The organism is Streptomyces sp. NPDC045701, assembly GCF_056432045.1.
Genome location: NZ_JBWKJV010000036.1, coordinates 39704 through 53100, shown reverse-complemented (window position 1 = coordinate 53100; position 13397 = coordinate 39704). Strand labels below are relative to the sequence as shown.

Annotated in this window: 16 protein-coding genes and 2 pseudogenes; 10 read left to right on the top strand and 8 right to left on the bottom strand. The window is 71.6% G+C overall.

The features are described from left to right. Positions 1–96: 96 nt before the first annotated feature. From AC07DW_RS27275 to AC07DW_RS27245, 7 genes and pseudogenes are all read right to left on the bottom strand, one after another. Positions 97–1032, bottom strand: a pseudogene (locus tag AC07DW_RS27275) (replication initiator); the annotation flags it as partial. A gap of 5 nt (positions 1033–1037) precedes the next feature. Then, the gene (locus tag AC07DW_RS27270) at positions 1038–1220 is read right to left on the bottom strand and encodes a hypothetical protein (protein WP_478860328.1); all 183 of its coding nucleotides are present in this window, start codon (positions 1218–1220) and stop codon (positions 1038–1040) included. An 89-nt stretch (positions 1221–1309) separates the two neighbouring features. Next, entirely contained in the window at positions 1310–1591 is a 282-nt protein-coding gene (locus tag AC07DW_RS27265) for a hypothetical protein (RefSeq protein WP_478860327.1), read from the bottom strand. Positions 1592–1605: 14 nt separating this feature from the next. Next, positions 1606–1791 (bottom strand): mobile element transfer protein, encoded by a 186-nt coding sequence (locus tag AC07DW_RS27260; protein ID WP_478860326.1) that lies wholly within the window; start codon positions 1789–1791, stop codon positions 1606–1608. Between the two features lie 19 nt (positions 1792–1810). Then, positions 1811–2488 (bottom strand): DUF2637 domain-containing protein, encoded by a 678-nt coding sequence (locus AC07DW_RS27255; RefSeq protein WP_478860325.1) that lies wholly within the window; start codon positions 2486–2488, stop codon positions 1811–1813. A 78-nt stretch (positions 2489–2566) separates the two neighbouring features. Beyond that, positions 2567–3913, bottom strand: a complete 1347-nt coding sequence (locus AC07DW_RS27250; protein WP_478860324.1) for an FtsK/SpoIIIE domain-containing protein — start codon at positions 3911–3913, stop codon at positions 2567–2569. A 2-nt stretch (positions 3914–3915) separates the two neighbouring features. Further along, positions 3916–4248, bottom strand: a complete 333-nt coding sequence (locus tag AC07DW_RS27245) for an SCO3933 family regulatory protein (RefSeq protein WP_478860323.1) — start codon at positions 4246–4248, stop codon at positions 3916–3918. 151 nt (positions 4249–4399) lie between these two features. On the opposite strand from AC07DW_RS27245, the gene AC07DW_RS27240 reads away from it, so the two are divergent. The 3 genes from AC07DW_RS27240 (at position 4400) to AC07DW_RS27230 (ending at position 7041) form a co-directional block, all read left to right on the top strand. Next, on the top strand, positions 4400–5266 hold the full coding sequence (locus AC07DW_RS27240; protein ID WP_478860322.1) for a GntR family transcriptional regulator: 867 nt from the start codon (positions 4400–4402) through the stop codon (positions 5264–5266). Continuing rightward, entirely contained in the window at positions 5253–5945 is a 693-nt protein-coding gene (locus AC07DW_RS27235) for an HAD family hydrolase (protein WP_478860321.1), read from the top strand. The genes AC07DW_RS27240 and AC07DW_RS27235 overlap by 14 nt, the downstream gene beginning before the upstream one ends. A gap of 511 nt (positions 5946–6456) precedes the next feature. After that, positions 6457–7041, top strand: a complete 585-nt coding sequence (locus AC07DW_RS27230) for a hypothetical protein (protein ID WP_478860320.1) — start codon at positions 6457–6459, stop codon at positions 7039–7041. Between the two features lie 306 nt (positions 7042–7347). Here the strand turns inward: AC07DW_RS27230 and AC07DW_RS27225 are convergent. Further along, positions 7348–7604: pseudogene (locus AC07DW_RS27225) on the bottom strand (GNAT family N-acetyltransferase); the annotation flags it as partial. Between the two features lie 305 nt (positions 7605–7909). On the opposite strand from AC07DW_RS27225, the gene AC07DW_RS27220 reads away from it, so the two are divergent. The 7 genes from AC07DW_RS27220 to AC07DW_RS27190 are packed head-to-tail and all read left to right on the top strand — an operon-like array spanning position 7910 to position 13386. Beyond that, positions 7910–8776, top strand: coding sequence for a DUF2797 domain-containing protein (locus AC07DW_RS27220; RefSeq protein WP_478860334.1), 867 nt, complete (start codon positions 7910–7912; stop codon positions 8774–8776). A gap of 56 nt (positions 8777–8832) precedes the next feature. After that, on the top strand, positions 8833–9168 hold the full coding sequence (locus AC07DW_RS27215; RefSeq protein ID WP_478860319.1) for an antibiotic biosynthesis monooxygenase family protein: 336 nt from the start codon (positions 8833–8835) through the stop codon (positions 9166–9168). Next, on the top strand, positions 9155–10087 hold the full coding sequence (locus AC07DW_RS27210) for an amidohydrolase family protein (RefSeq protein ID WP_478860318.1): 933 nt from the start codon (positions 9155–9157) through the stop codon (positions 10085–10087). Before AC07DW_RS27215 ends, AC07DW_RS27210 begins: the two co-directional genes overlap by 14 nt. Before the next feature lie 10 nt (positions 10088–10097). Continuing rightward, positions 10098–10835 (top strand): response regulator transcription factor, encoded by a 738-nt coding sequence (locus AC07DW_RS27205; protein ID WP_478860317.1) that lies wholly within the window; start codon positions 10098–10100, stop codon positions 10833–10835. Next, complete coding sequence (locus AC07DW_RS27200; RefSeq protein ID WP_478860316.1) at positions 10832–11464, top strand: hypothetical protein; 633 nt, start codon at positions 10832–10834, stop codon at positions 11462–11464. Before AC07DW_RS27205 ends, AC07DW_RS27200 begins: the two co-directional genes overlap by 4 nt. After that, complete coding sequence (locus tag AC07DW_RS27195) at positions 11434–11805, top strand: mannosyltransferase YkcB-related protein (RefSeq protein WP_478860315.1); 372 nt, start codon at positions 11434–11436, stop codon at positions 11803–11805. Before AC07DW_RS27200 ends, AC07DW_RS27195 begins: the two co-directional genes overlap by 31 nt. Positions 11806–11865: 60 nt before the next feature. Further along, positions 11866–13386, top strand: a complete 1521-nt coding sequence (locus AC07DW_RS27190; protein WP_478860314.1) for an MFS transporter — start codon at positions 11866–11868, stop codon at positions 13384–13386. Positions 13387–13397: the final 11 nt, after the last annotated feature.

The window sequence follows — 13397 nt, the reverse complement described above, 5'->3', positions numbered from 1 at the left end:
CAGCCAGCAGCCCCATCAGCCCACGAAGACCCGCACCAGCCGCCTGTCCCGGCTCCTCTACCGACTCGCGGCTTGACAGCCAACCCACTCGAATTAGGCAACGGAGTCGTACTTGGCGACGTAGGCGGCAACCGCCTGTTCCGTCAGCTCCTCGCCATGGCCGAAGGCCCCGATGGGTTGCACGTCGAGCTGGTCGCCCCACCGCAGCACCAGGTCTTGGTCGACGCCGTGCTCCGGGGCGGCGGAAACGGTGACCTCGACGCGTGCGGCGGCGGCCCGGATTGCGTCGGTCAGCAGGTCGAGAGTGGCCCAGGCCGGGGGCGGAGTGTCGGGTCCTTCAGGGCCGTCGAAGCGGATGACGGCGTGAAAGTGCACGGCGCCTCGCTTCTGGTACTCGGCGACCTTGCCGAACGAGACTCGGGACTGCTCGCGGGCGGCCTTCTGCGTGAGGCCGGCACGGCGGGCGACTTCGCGGCGCAGGTAGATCGTGAAGTACCGCCACAGTTCGGAGGCGTGGTTGTTCCACAGCACCGCGCCCGCATAGTCGTACGTTTCCGGGTCGAGTGGCGTGCCGAGTTCGGGCGCGTCTTCCGGGTGCGGCGTGCCGCAGCGGCAGGGGCGGGTGCCGGGGCGGTTGTGGACCGGGGCGGTGAGGGTGGCGAAGACGCGGGGGTGGTCGCGGATCGTGTCGGGGGTGCCCTTGTCGGGGGCGCCGACGAGTCCGGCGCGGATCAGGTGGTAGGTGTCCCCGGCGTAGGTCCAGGCGCAGGCGGGGCAGCGGGAGGCTCGCCGGTTGCCGCAGGCGACGCGAAGGACGCCGCCGGGCTCGTTGTCGGTGGTGTACGCGTGGAGCACGGTCTTGGTGGCGGGGTCGATGAGCTTGGTGCCGCCGGACAGGCGGATGGGTGCGGCGCATCCTCCGGTGCGGCGGATCTGTTCGGTGAGGCGGTCGAAGCCGGGGGCCCCGGCCACCCGGAGCAGGTCGCTCAGGGTGGCCGGGTCCAGGCCCGCCGCGGTGGCGGTGTCCGTCAAGGCGGTCACTTCCCGGCGCGGGCGAGGACCGCGGGGGCGGTGCGGGTGCCGGTGCCCTCGCAGGCCGGGCAGGTGGCGGGAAGGGTGCGGCGCCGCCCGCCCGGCGTGGTGGCGCCGTTGGTGACGTGGACGACGGGGAAGCCGTCGCAGTGGGAGCAGACGCGCGGGGTCAGGTGCTGGGGCATCATGGGTTCTCCCTTTCGGGTCCGTGGATCTGGGATGGGTCCAGGCGCCCGGGGCGGCGGAAGTTTGGCGACCGAGGCCGCCCCGGGGCCGTTCAGTGCTTGTGCATGTCCTTGATGAGCAGCCGCAGGACGACCGTCACGACGGCGACGGACACGCCGGTGATGGCGACGGCGAGGAGCATCGAGACGAGGACGGCGCCGACGACCAGGACCACCGCTCCGCCACCGGCCGCGAGGGCGAGCGTGCTGCCGGGCGTGAGCTGAACTGTCGTGCGGGCGGGGGCGACCGGCGCCGGGGGCTGGGGTGCCGGAACGGGGGTGGTGTGGTGGACCGGGGTGTAGGTGACCGAGGGCGGGTACTTGGGGGTGAACATGGGGTGTGCTCCTCTCAGGCTTTGCAGCGGTGGGTGCGGGCGGCGAGCTCGGCGGCGGCGCGGGTGAGGTAGTCGGCGGAGAAGTCGCAGCCGGGGGCAGTGCATACGGCGGTGTGCTTGGTGCGACCCCGGCCGTCGTGGTGGCTGCCGACGCGCACCGGGCCGATGCAGATGACGTTGTGGAAGCGGTTCGGTCGCAAAGGTGGGTCTCCGTTCGGGTCAGGTGAGTTGGTGGGCGATGGAGTCCGCCAGCGCGGCCGGGACGCCGAGCCGGGCGCGGAGGGTTACCGCGTCGATCGGTGCGCCGGTCTGGGCACGATGGGCGTCCGCGATCTTCCGGGCGTGGTCGAGCAGTGCGGGAGGAACGGGAGCGGCGGGCGCCATCGAGGCGGGCTGCGGTGGTGCTTCGTGCGGGGCGGGGTTGGCCGGCGGCAGCTCGGGCGCACGTTCCGGTACGCGTTCCACAGTCAGGTCCGACACGGGTTCCGGACTGGGCTCTTCAGCTGGGGCCTGCTCCGGTTCGGGCTTTGGGGCTGGTGTGGGTGCGTGAGCGAGGAGCGTGCCGCCAAGGAAGGCGAGTGCGGGCCATCCGGCGACGAGGATGCGCAGCCAGGACGGGACGTCCCGCATGTCGAGCATTCCGGCGGTAGCGACGTTGGCGCCGAGCGATGCGATGAGGGCGATGGCGAACCAGAGCCAAGCGTCGCGGTTGCCTGCGTCCGAACGCATCCGGCGCCAGGCGGCGACCAGCAGCAGGTCGACGCTCACCGGGTAGGCCCACGCCTTCCAGCCGTCCTGCCCGGCCGCTTGCGCCAGGTCGTGCAGGTGGGAGAAGGACAGGGCCCCGGCGATGACGGCCTGGATGATTACGGCGTCGAGGCGGAGGGTGCGGAGCACGGGTCACCTCCTTTCGGGCATGGGTCGGGTAGGGACCTGGCGTGAGACGGTCACGCCGACCGAGGGGAAGGGGCTTCGTCAGTCCGTTGCCGGAATCGGCTTGAGGAGCGGCATGGGCTGGGCGGGTTCGGCTTCGGTGCAGATCACCGGCCGGTATGGGGCGAGGCTGGGAAGGTCCGGCGTCAGGTGCGCGAACTCGGCGCAGATCGCTGCGGCTTCGACTGCGCTCAGCTCGGGGGTGCGGATGCGGGACCAGCCACCGGAGGAGTCACCGGCTACTGCGACGCCGGGCCGGTCGGGCGGGATCGTGGTCACGGCCACCACGGCGTCCGGGGCGATGTCGCCCAGGCCCATGTCGGCGGTCTGCTTGTCGTTGACCCGGTGCACCACCCGGCCGGTGAGCTGGGCGCGCAGCGTCGTGGCGCCCTTGCCCAGCTCGGAGCCGAACCGCTGCCCGCAGATCTCCAGATAGATGCCGGCGGCGCGGGCCATCTGCCCGAGGCGGATCATCTGCATGACCATCCGGTCCCGGCGTTCCTCGTCCTTCTTCCCGGTCACGAGGAACAGCTCCGCGACCTCGTCCACCAGGACCACGACCGGCACGGGACGCACCTTCTCGCAAAGCGCCCAGATGTCGGCGGCGCCGTGCTCGCTGAGCAGGTCGAAACGGTCTTCCATCTCGCCCACCAGCGCGTCCAGGACCTCGGAGGCTTCCTGGGGCGTGACCGCGAGCGCAGACAGCCGGGGCGCGTAGCCGCGCTGCTCGACACCCCGCTTGCAGTCGATCCCGACCAGGGCGACATCGAGCCGGGCAAGCCCGGCGATCAGGTTGCGCTGGTACATGGACTTGCCCGACTGGTTGGCGCCGAGCGTCAGCGCGTGCGGCACCTTCAGGTAGTCCCGCACGAACGCGGTACCGTCCTCCCGAAGAGCCACCGGAACCGTCATCAGCCCGGAGACCACGCGCCGCGGCATCCTCACCCGCCGCAGCACGTCGTAGCCAGTCATCCGCAGCTCGACGAACCCCGGCTTGGTCTCCACCACGTTGACCGAGTGGACGCCCCAGGCGTGCCGCAGCCGCTCGGAGGCCGCGACCACATCGGCAGGCTCAAGACCGGCTGGCAGACGGAGCGTGACCCGCATCCCGGTCGCCGAGCCCCGCACCCGCCGGATTTTCGGCGGCACGGGCTGGACGTCACTGCGGCGGGCGACAGTGCGGACCATGAACGCCCGCAGGCGAGACGGCTGGACCGTCAGCCCGCACACGTCCATCGTGGAGCGGTACGACATCGCGAACCGCACCTGCGTGACCGGCAGTCCGACCAGCGACCAGAACAACCGAGGCGCGCGGGCCTTCGCATATCCGAGGCCACCGGCACCGGCCAGCGGGAGGCCGACCTCCCATAACGTGGACAGATCCGTCATGGTCAGGTTCCGACCGGCGTGACGGCGACGGCGCGGAACGAGATGCCGTGCCGGGTCTGGCCGTTGAACGTGTTCTCCCAGTCCCGGGCCTTGAGCCCGATCACCGACACCGGCATCCCCGGCGCCAGCCCCTCCGGAAGCCCGGTCTCCGGAACGGTCACCTGGTAGAGGTTGCCCTCACCCTCGTCCGAGATCAGCAGACCCACCGTGGACAGTCCGGCACCGGTCTCCCGGTCCACAGCGCGCTCACCGGTCTGCTTGCTCACGAGCTTCGGCACGGGGGCCGTGGCGACGAACACCACGGCGGTCGACGTGTCCACCTTGAACGACGGCATGGTTTCTCCTTCGAGACAGCAGGATGGGACCAGATGACCAACTTGGCTAACCCGGTTGGTCACATCTCGAAGGTAGGAGACATGGCTAGCCATGTCAACAACATGACTGGCATGACTGTCCTGTCTGCGGGGCGTCGCCTACCATCAACCCATGACCTTCGTCCCCGAGCCCTTGGACCCAGACGACGACCGCGCCCCGTATGAGCAGGTGGCAAGCAGTCTTGGAGCTGCCATCCGGACGAGGCGGCTGGCCCCTGGGGAAAAGCTCCCCTCACACAAGGAACTGACGGAGCTTTACGGCTTCGCCCGGGCGACGATTCAGCGTGCGCTGCGCGACCTCGAAGACGAAGGACTCGTGGTGTCCCGCAAGGGGAGCGGGGTCTACGTCCGCAATCGGACCGAAAGGCCGGCGGGGCTCCGGCCGTACGTCGAGCAGGCTTTCGCGAAGGACCACGTGACCATCGACTTCGCCGGGTTTTCCAGCGAGACCCTGCATGGCGCGCTTCAGGAGCCGCTCGACAAGATTCGGATCGGCCGACTCACCCCGTCGAGCATCACCATGCGGATACTCGTACCGGACATGACTGTGCCGCAGGCCGCGCCTGTACGCATGAAGGACGGAGCCGACGACAAGCGGCTCCGCGACCGCATGCGCGACATCATGGTCAGCTACACCCGCAGCATCCGGGATGCCATCGCCGAGCTTCAGCACCTGGGCCTGGTCGCGGAGGCCCGGATCAGTGTCCGCGTGCACAGTGGTACGCAGTTTTTCAAGCTCTACGTGATCAACGGCGAAGACGCGTTCTTCGGGTACTACCCGATTCGCCCCAACAAGGTCGTGGCCCAGGGCGAGACGATCGAGATCTTCGACTTGGTGGGCAAGGACACCACGCTGTTCCACCACTCGATCAATGACGGCGAGTCGTCCAGCGGAGCCCAGCAGGTTCAGCAGGCCCGCATGTGGTTCGACAGCGTCTGGGAGACCATCGGAAGGGACTTCGACCTTGACGCACGATGACCAGCTCTCCGACATCTTGGCGCCCGCACGCGTGATCTTCTTCGACTTCGACGGGCCCGTGTGTGACGTTTTCGCCGGGCTGCCCGCTCCCCAGGTCGCCAAGCAACTCACCGCGCTGCTGTCCGCCGGGGACCAGGTGGCGGGCGCCATGGCTGCCGAGACCGATGACCCGATCGAGGTGCTGCGCATCGCCTATGAGGCGGACGCCGAGCTTGGCCACAGGGTCGAGCAAGCTCTGACGGCATCCGAGGTCGAAGCCGTGACGGTGGCCGGTCCCCCGACGCCGGGGGCGGAAGAGGCTCTAGGCGCCGCAGTCTCCTCGGGGCGTGCTGTAGCGGTGGTGAGCAACAACTCTGCCGAGTGCGTCCAGCACTTCCTGGAGGCGCACGGGTTGGGGGAGTACGTCGCGAAGATCGTCGGCCGACCGTCCGGGCATCCACATCTGATGAAGCCCAACCCGTTCCCGCTCATCGCGGCGGCCGAGCAGATGCACATGGACGTCACGAACTGCACCCTGATCGGTGACTCGCTCACGGACGTCCAGGCCGCTCATGCAGCGGGTACGACGGTGATCGCCTACGCCAACAAGCCCCACAAGGCCGACCTCTTCGCCGAAGCGCAAGCCGACGCCATCACCGAGGACATGCACGCCATCGCCGACGCACTCACCACGGCGTAGCCGAGGTTCAGCGGGGACCTGTTACAGGTTTCTCTACCTCATCAAGCACCCGGCTGCGCTCCGCTCCGCCGGGCGGGCTTCCCGGCTCCGCTCCGCGCGACGCTCCTGCCTTCGGCCCGCTCCGCGCGCGCTGCGCCGACGCCCGCCCCTTCGGCTGGTAGGCCCGAAGGGCATGAGCCGAGCCCCCACCGCCCGCGGTTCCCTCACCGCCACCGACATGCCTCCGGCGGGGGCGCTCCGACTCCGGGATGGCGGGGGCTCCGTAAGCGGGTGCCGGCCGTGGGTGGCTGGGGCGGGGAACTCCCATCCCGTCTGCCATCGACCCAGGACAAGCCGAGCAGACACGGCACCGGGCGTCCAGGTCGTTCGTACAGTGGCGCGCTCCACCTGGACGCCCGGCACCGCGCCCGCTCCACATACGTGTGGGTCGACGGCAGACGGGATGGGAGTTGGGGTGAGTGGTGGGTTGAGGCCGGTGGCCGGAGGGACCGACACGTTCACGTATCCCTCGTTGCTGAACCGCCGCATCCTGGATGCTTACCGCATGGATCAAGGAGTAGCGGCACTCATAGCCGGGCTCGCAGGCACGATAGGTGCCCTTGGCGGAGCTGTGGCAGGAGCAGTTGGTGCCGTTCGAGGCGCCAGGGTCGGCGCGGAGACGACGGCTGAAGCCACGCGCCAGCAGGTCAGGGACCAAGCATCGGCGGAACACAGTCACTGGCTTCGACAGCAGCGACAGGCTGCCTACAGCGCATTCATCGCGGCGAACCAAGTCGCTGAACGAGCTGCCAAGGTCGCAATGGATTCAGGCGTGCCAAGACGCAATGCGATCGAAGGCCTTGATGAAGCAATTGATTCTCTGAACGACGTTTCCAGTCAGGTCTGCGTGCTAGGGCCGGAGCCCATGATCGCGTTGTCTGCCCACGTGTTCCGCACGCTCTTTATTCTCCGGGCGGCGCTCGACTCGTACGACCACGCCGCACAGTTCACGCAAGAGCACCAAGACCGAGTTGACGAATGCTGGGATGAGTTCGTCGAAGCTGGCCGCCTATTCCAGGAGAAGGCCCGCAGAGTCCTGGTCGGTGAGAGTGAGTAGCGGTACAGCACTGAAGTACCGCAACCTCAGTATCCGATGGTGTCCGGTGCCGTCCCCCAGAAGCCTGGTGGCAGCCGAAATGGTCGTCGCTGACCAGCCTGGCTAGAGCTACGGATCAGAAGGTTGCAGGTTCGAATCCTGCCGAGTGCACAGAGTCGAAAGGCCCCCGGGGAAATCCGGGGGCCTTTCGCGTTGCCGGGCGGAACGCCAGCAAGTACAGCAACCCCAGGCGTCTCGGAGTCGGGGGATCCGCTGTGCCACTTTCGGGTGCGCTTCGACGTTGCACGCGGGTCACAGACCCCGTGGTTACGCCGGCGCGGTGTGGGCGAAGCCGAGGCAGGTCAGTCCTTCGGCCTGGCACAGCCGGTCGGAGGGGCCGCCGGCCTCGGTCTGAAGGAGCTGGTAGGCAGCGCCGTGGACCTGGCCCCAGTGCATCGCGGCCCGCCAGAGGATACGACCCAGGCCCTGTTTCCGGCTTTCGGGCAGGACGGCGAAGTACTGGGGCATGAGCTGGGGGCGCCCGATCGCGTCGGGGTGACCTCCATGGGGCCGATCGCGCCCAGTGTCGGTCAGTGGGGGTTGTCGTCCCCGGCGTCGCAGGAGCACTCCGCGCTCTCCACGATCACGTCGTCCTGGACGGCGGTGAGCGACGCGGTCGCGACGGGCGGTGCCGCGCGGGGTCATGTGGACGATCGCGGCGAAGGCCACCCGGAGGACGGCCCGGACGGTGCCGATGACTTCGATCCACAGGGCTGCGGACAGTAGGCGCATCATCGGCGGTGGCGCCCGGCCGCGCGGGCGTTCCGGGCGGAAAGGGGAAGGGGCCGCGGGGTACGGTGCGGCGGTGGCGGGTTGGCGATGTGCGGGGATGCGGTGGACGGGCGGGGGGCCCGTGCTGGTGTGGGAGGGCGGGCGGGGGAGTTCGCCGGCGTACGGGCGGGAGATCGGGTTCCGGGCGGTGGGGGAGCGCCGGTGCCTCGGGGCGCGGGGGAATCCGTGTCCGGTGGCGGCCGTCGTGGGCGGGCGCGGTACCGGGGGGCGGTGCGCCGAGTGCGCGCGGCTGGACCGGGCCCGGTCCGTGGCGGCGGACACGGCGGCGGACGACCCCCGGACGTACCGCGTGTACCTGGCCTGGTTCGGCGCCGGCATGGTCAAGGTGGGGATCACGGCGGAGGAGCGGGGGGACGCCCGGCTGCTGGAGCAGGGAGCCGTCGCGTACGGCTGGCTGGGGCGCGGGCCGCTGATGGCGGCGCGGCGGACCGAGGAGGTGCTCGGTACGGCGCTGGGGGTGCCCGACCGGATCCCGTACACGGCGAAGCGCGCCGCGCGCGTGGCGCTGCCCGGCGTGGCGGAGCGGGCGGCGGAGGTGGCGGAGCTGTACCGGCGGGCCGTGGGGGTGCCGGGGTGGGCGGAGACCCTGGAGCCGGTGGGGCTGCGGGTGGTCGACCACGCGGAGGTGTTCGGGCTGGAGCGGGTCGGCCGGATCGACGGGGTGGTGACCGAGCTGGTGGACGGCGGGTGCGTGCGCGGGACGCTCACCGCCGCGGCCGGGCCGGACCTGCACCTGGAGGACCCCGACGGGCGGGCGCTGGTGCTCGACACGCGGCTGCTCACCGGGTGGGAGCTCGTGGCGGCCGGAAGCGCGGCCGGAAGCGCCGCCGGGAGCGCCTCCGGGACGACCGTGCCCGTGGCAGTCCCGCCGCCGGCGCCGGGGTTGCAGGACGGGCTCTTCTGACCGGGCGGCCGGGAGGACCTGGACACCGCCCCCTGCCCCGGCGGAGGGTGAGGCGCATGAGCGATCAACTCGTCGGCGGCATCGATCCGCCGTACTACACCGTCGTGTTCACCTCGGCGCGGACCGAGGACGACCACGCGTACGCGGAGACCGCGCGGCGCATGGAGGAGCTGGTGCGGGAGGTCCCCGGCTTCCTCGGATACGAGTCGGCCCGTACGCCCGGCGGCATCGGCATCACCGTCGGGTACTTCAGGGACGAGGAGGCCATCGCCGCCTGGCGGGCGAACGCCGAGCACCAGGACGCGATGCGGCGCGGGCGCGCGGACTGGTACGACCGGTACAGCGTGCACGTCGGCAGGGTGGAGCGGAGCTACGGCTTTGAGCGCCGGTGACGAGGCGGAGCGGATCAGGGCGTTCTGGGGGCGGCTCGGGCTGCCCGGGCTCGTCGACGTGCACACGCACTTCATGCCGGAGCGCGTGCTGCGGAAGGTGTGGGCGTACTTCGACGCCGTCGGGCCGCTGACCGGGACGCCGTGGCCCATCACCTACCGGGAGGAGGAGGACCGGCGGGTCGGGCTGCTGCGGGAGTTCGGGGTGGTGCGCTTCACGTCGATGGTCTATCCGCACAAGGCCGGGATGGCCGAGTGGCTCAACGGGTGGGCGGCCGGTTTCGCCGGGCGGGTCGAGGGGTGCCTGCGGACGGCGACGCTGTTCCCGGAGGAGGGCGTGGAGCGGTACGTCGGCGAGGCGGTCGACGGGGGCGCGCGGGTCTTCAAGGCGCACCTCCAGGTAGGCGCGTACGACCCGAACGACCCGCAGCTGGACGGCGCGTGGGGGCTGCTGGCCGAGGCCGGCGTACCGGTCGTGATCCACTGCGGTTCGGGGCCCGTGCCGGGCAGGCACACCGGGCCCGGGCCGGTGGCGCGGCTGCTCGCCCGGCACCCGCGGCTGCGGCTGGTCGTCGCGCACATGGGGCTGCCGGAGTACGCCGACTTCCTCGGTCTGGCCGAGCGGTACGAGGAGGTGCGGCTCGACACGACGATGGCGTTCACGGACTTCAGCGAGCGCATGGCGCCCTTCCCGGCGGGGGAGCGGGGCCGGCTGCGGGAGCTCGGGGACCGGATCCTGCTGGGCAGCGACTTCCCCAACATCCCCTACGGGTACCTCCACCAGCTCCGGGCGCTGGAGCGGCTGGAGCTGGGGGACGACTGGCTGCGGGCGGTCTGCCACGACAACGGGGCCAGGCTGTTCCCGGAGCTTTCTCAGGAGATTCACAGGAAGGGGAAAGACTCCTCTCAGCGGCCCGGGTGACCGTCGGAGCATGACCGTCTCCTCGCCCCAGGGGCGCACCGACCTGCTCAGGCCCGACGGGAGCGCCGTCCGGGTGCTCGTCGTGGACGACGAGGACCCGCTCGCCGAGCTGCTGTCCATGGCCCTGCGGTACGAGGGGTGGGAGGTCCACAGCGCGGGTGACGGGGCCGGCGCGGTGCGCTCGGCGCGCCGCTTCCGGCCGGACGCCGTCGTGCTGGACGTGATGCTGCCCGACATGGACGGGCTGGCGGTGCTCGGCCGGCTGCGGCGGGAACTGCCCGACGTGCCCGTGCTGTTCCTCACCGCGAGGGACGCGGTGGAGGACCGGATCGCGGGGCTGACGGCGGGCGGCGACGACTACGTCACCAAGCCGTTCAGCCTGGAGGAGGTGGTGGCACGGCTGCGCGGGCTGATCCGGCGGTCCGGGGCCGCGCCGGGGCGGGAGGCGTCGCTGCTGGCGGTGGGCGACCTGGTGCTCGACGAGGACAGCCGCGAGGTGTCCCGGGGCGGGCACGCGATCCACCTGACCGCCACGGAGTTCGAGCTGCTGCGGTTCCTGATGCGCAACCCGCGCCGGGTGCTCAGCAAGGCGCAGATCCTCGACCGGGTGTGGAGCTACGACTTCGGCGGCCGGGCCAACGTGGTCGAGCTGTACATCTCGTACCTGCGGAAGAAGATCGACGCGGGCCGCCCGCCGATGATCCACACCCGGAGGGGCGCGGGTTACCTGATCAAGCCGGGCGAGTGACGCGCCGCCGCTCGCTGCGGACGCGGCTGGTCGTCTCGGCGGTGGCGCTGATCGCGGTCGTCGCGGCCGTGATCGGTACAGTGGCAACCATCGCGCCGCGGTCGCGCCTGGTCGGCCAGAAGGACGAGCAACTCGTGGAGGCGGTGCGGCGGGCGCAGGGCGACCGGTGGGGCGACCTGGGGTTCGTCCCCGCGCCGGGGCAGGACCTCGGCACGGTCGGGGGGCGCGTGGACGCGCCGGGCGCCGCGCTCGGCCCGTCCGGCCGCCTGGTGGGCGAGCGGCCCGGCGACCCGCCCGCCGCCCTCGACGCCGCGCAGGCCGCCGCGCTGTCGGCCGCCCCCCGCGACGGCCGCGTCCACACCGTCTCCCTGCCCGGCCCCGGCGACTACCGGGTGCCGGCGTCTCCGGACCGGACGCTGGTGCTGGGCTTCCCGCTCGGCGCGGCACCGGGCGGCACCCGACCCGACGGTGGCGGGGCCCCGGGCCAGGGCCAGAACCCGGTTCCGCGCCAGGGCCAGAACCCGGTTCCGCGCCAGGGCCAGAACCCGGCTCCGGGCGGCCGGGGCGAGGGCCCCTGGGGCCCGGCGGAGGGGGCGGCATGGGCGGGCTGCCGGACGGCGCCGACGTGAGCTCCGCCGTCGAGGCCCGGCTCGGCCGGGACGCCGGCGCCTACACCTGGGTCGCCGCCGCCATCGGCTCCCAGAACGCGGCGAGCCGTCAACTCGCCACCGAGAGGCCGGTCACGGCCATCGGTGGCTTCAACGGCAGCGACCCGTCCCCCACTCTCGCGCGCTTCCAGCGGTACGTGGCGGACGGCCGGATCCACCACTTCGTCGCGGGCGGTCCGGGCGGCGGCTCGGAGATCGCGAGCGGGGTCGCGGCCACGTACACGAAGGTCACCGTGGACGGCGTCACGCTCTACGACCTGACGGATCCGGTGGCGTCGGGGAAAAAGCGTTATACGGCGTAAGGCAAACCCTTGTACGGTGTAAGGGACCCAGTCCCGTACACCGCGCAAGGAGCTTCCCCCATGACGGCGACCACCGCCGGGAGCGGACAGAAGTCCCCCGCCGCCACGAGCGGCGGCGGCCACCCGCAGCGCTGGCTGATCCTCGGCGTGATCTGCCTCGCCCAGCTCACCGTGCTGCTCGACAACACCGTCCTCAGCGTCGCGATCCCCTCCCTCACCGAGGAGCTCGACGCCTCCACCGCCGACATCCAGTGGATGATCAACGCCTACTCCCTCGTCCAGTCCGGGCTGCTGCTCACCGCCGGCAACGCCGCCGACCGCTACGGCCGCAGGAAGATGCTGCTCGCCGGCCTCGCGCTGTTCGGCATCGGCTCCCTGGCCGCCGGACTCGCCCAGACGTCCGCCCAGTTGATCGCCGCACGCGCGGGCATGGGGATCGGCGGCGCGCTGCTGATGACCACCACGCTCGCGGTCGTCGTCCAGGTCTTCGACGACACCGAGCGCGTCAAGGCCATCGCCCTGTGGTCGACGGTCAGCTCACTGGGCTTCGCGGCCGGGCCGCTGCTCGGCGGCTTCATGCTCGACCACTTCTGGTGGGGCGCCATCTTCCTGGTCAACATCCCGGTCGCGCTCATCGGCCTCGTCGCCGTCGCCGCCCTCGTACCGGAGTCCAAGTACAAGCAGGGCGACCGGCCCGACCTCCTGGGCGCCGTCCTGTCCACGACCGGCATGACGGCGGTGGTGTACGCGATCATCTCCGGGCCCGACCACGGCTGGACCTCCGGCCGGGTGCTCGGCCCGGCGGCCCTCGGCGCGGCCGTCCTCGGTGCCTTCGCCCTGTGGGAGCTGCGCACCCCGCACCCCATGCTCGACATGCACTTCTTCCGCAACCAGCGCTTCGTCGGCGCCGTCGCGGGCGCCATCCTGGTCGCCTTCGGCATGACCGGCTCGCTGTTCCTGCTCACCCAGCACCTCCAGTTCGTGCTGGGGTACGGGCCGCTCGACGCGGGCCTGCGCACCGCGCCGCTCGCCCTCACCGTCGTCGTGCTGAACCTGACCGGGGTCGGCGCGCGGCTGCTGCCCCGGCTCGGTACGCCCTGGACCATCGCCATCGGCATGGCCCTGGTCGCCGCCGGGCTCGCCGCCATCGCCGTCCTGGGCGGGGCGCACGGGTACGGCGGCATGCTGCTCGGGCTGGTCGTCATGGGCGCGGGCGTCGCGCTCTCCATGCCCGCCATGGCCAACGCCATCATGAGCGCGATCCCGCCGGAGAAGGCCGGCGTGGGCGCCGGGATCAACGGCACCCTCGCGGAGTTCGGCAACGGGCTCGGCGTCGCCGTCCTCGGCGCCGTGCTCAACTCCCGCTTCGCCGCGCTGGTCTCCGTGCCGGCCGCCTCCCTGCCCGCCGCGCTGGCGGCGGCCGGCGGGCCCGCCGAGAAGGCCCGGATCTCCGACGCGTTCGCCACCGGCCTGGAGACCAGTCAGCTGGTCGGCGCGGTCGCGGTCCTGGCGGGCGGCCTGCTGGCGGCGGTGCTGCTGCGGCGGGCCGAGCGCACCGGCGCGGCCCCCGCCGGGGCATAGCATCGGGCCAG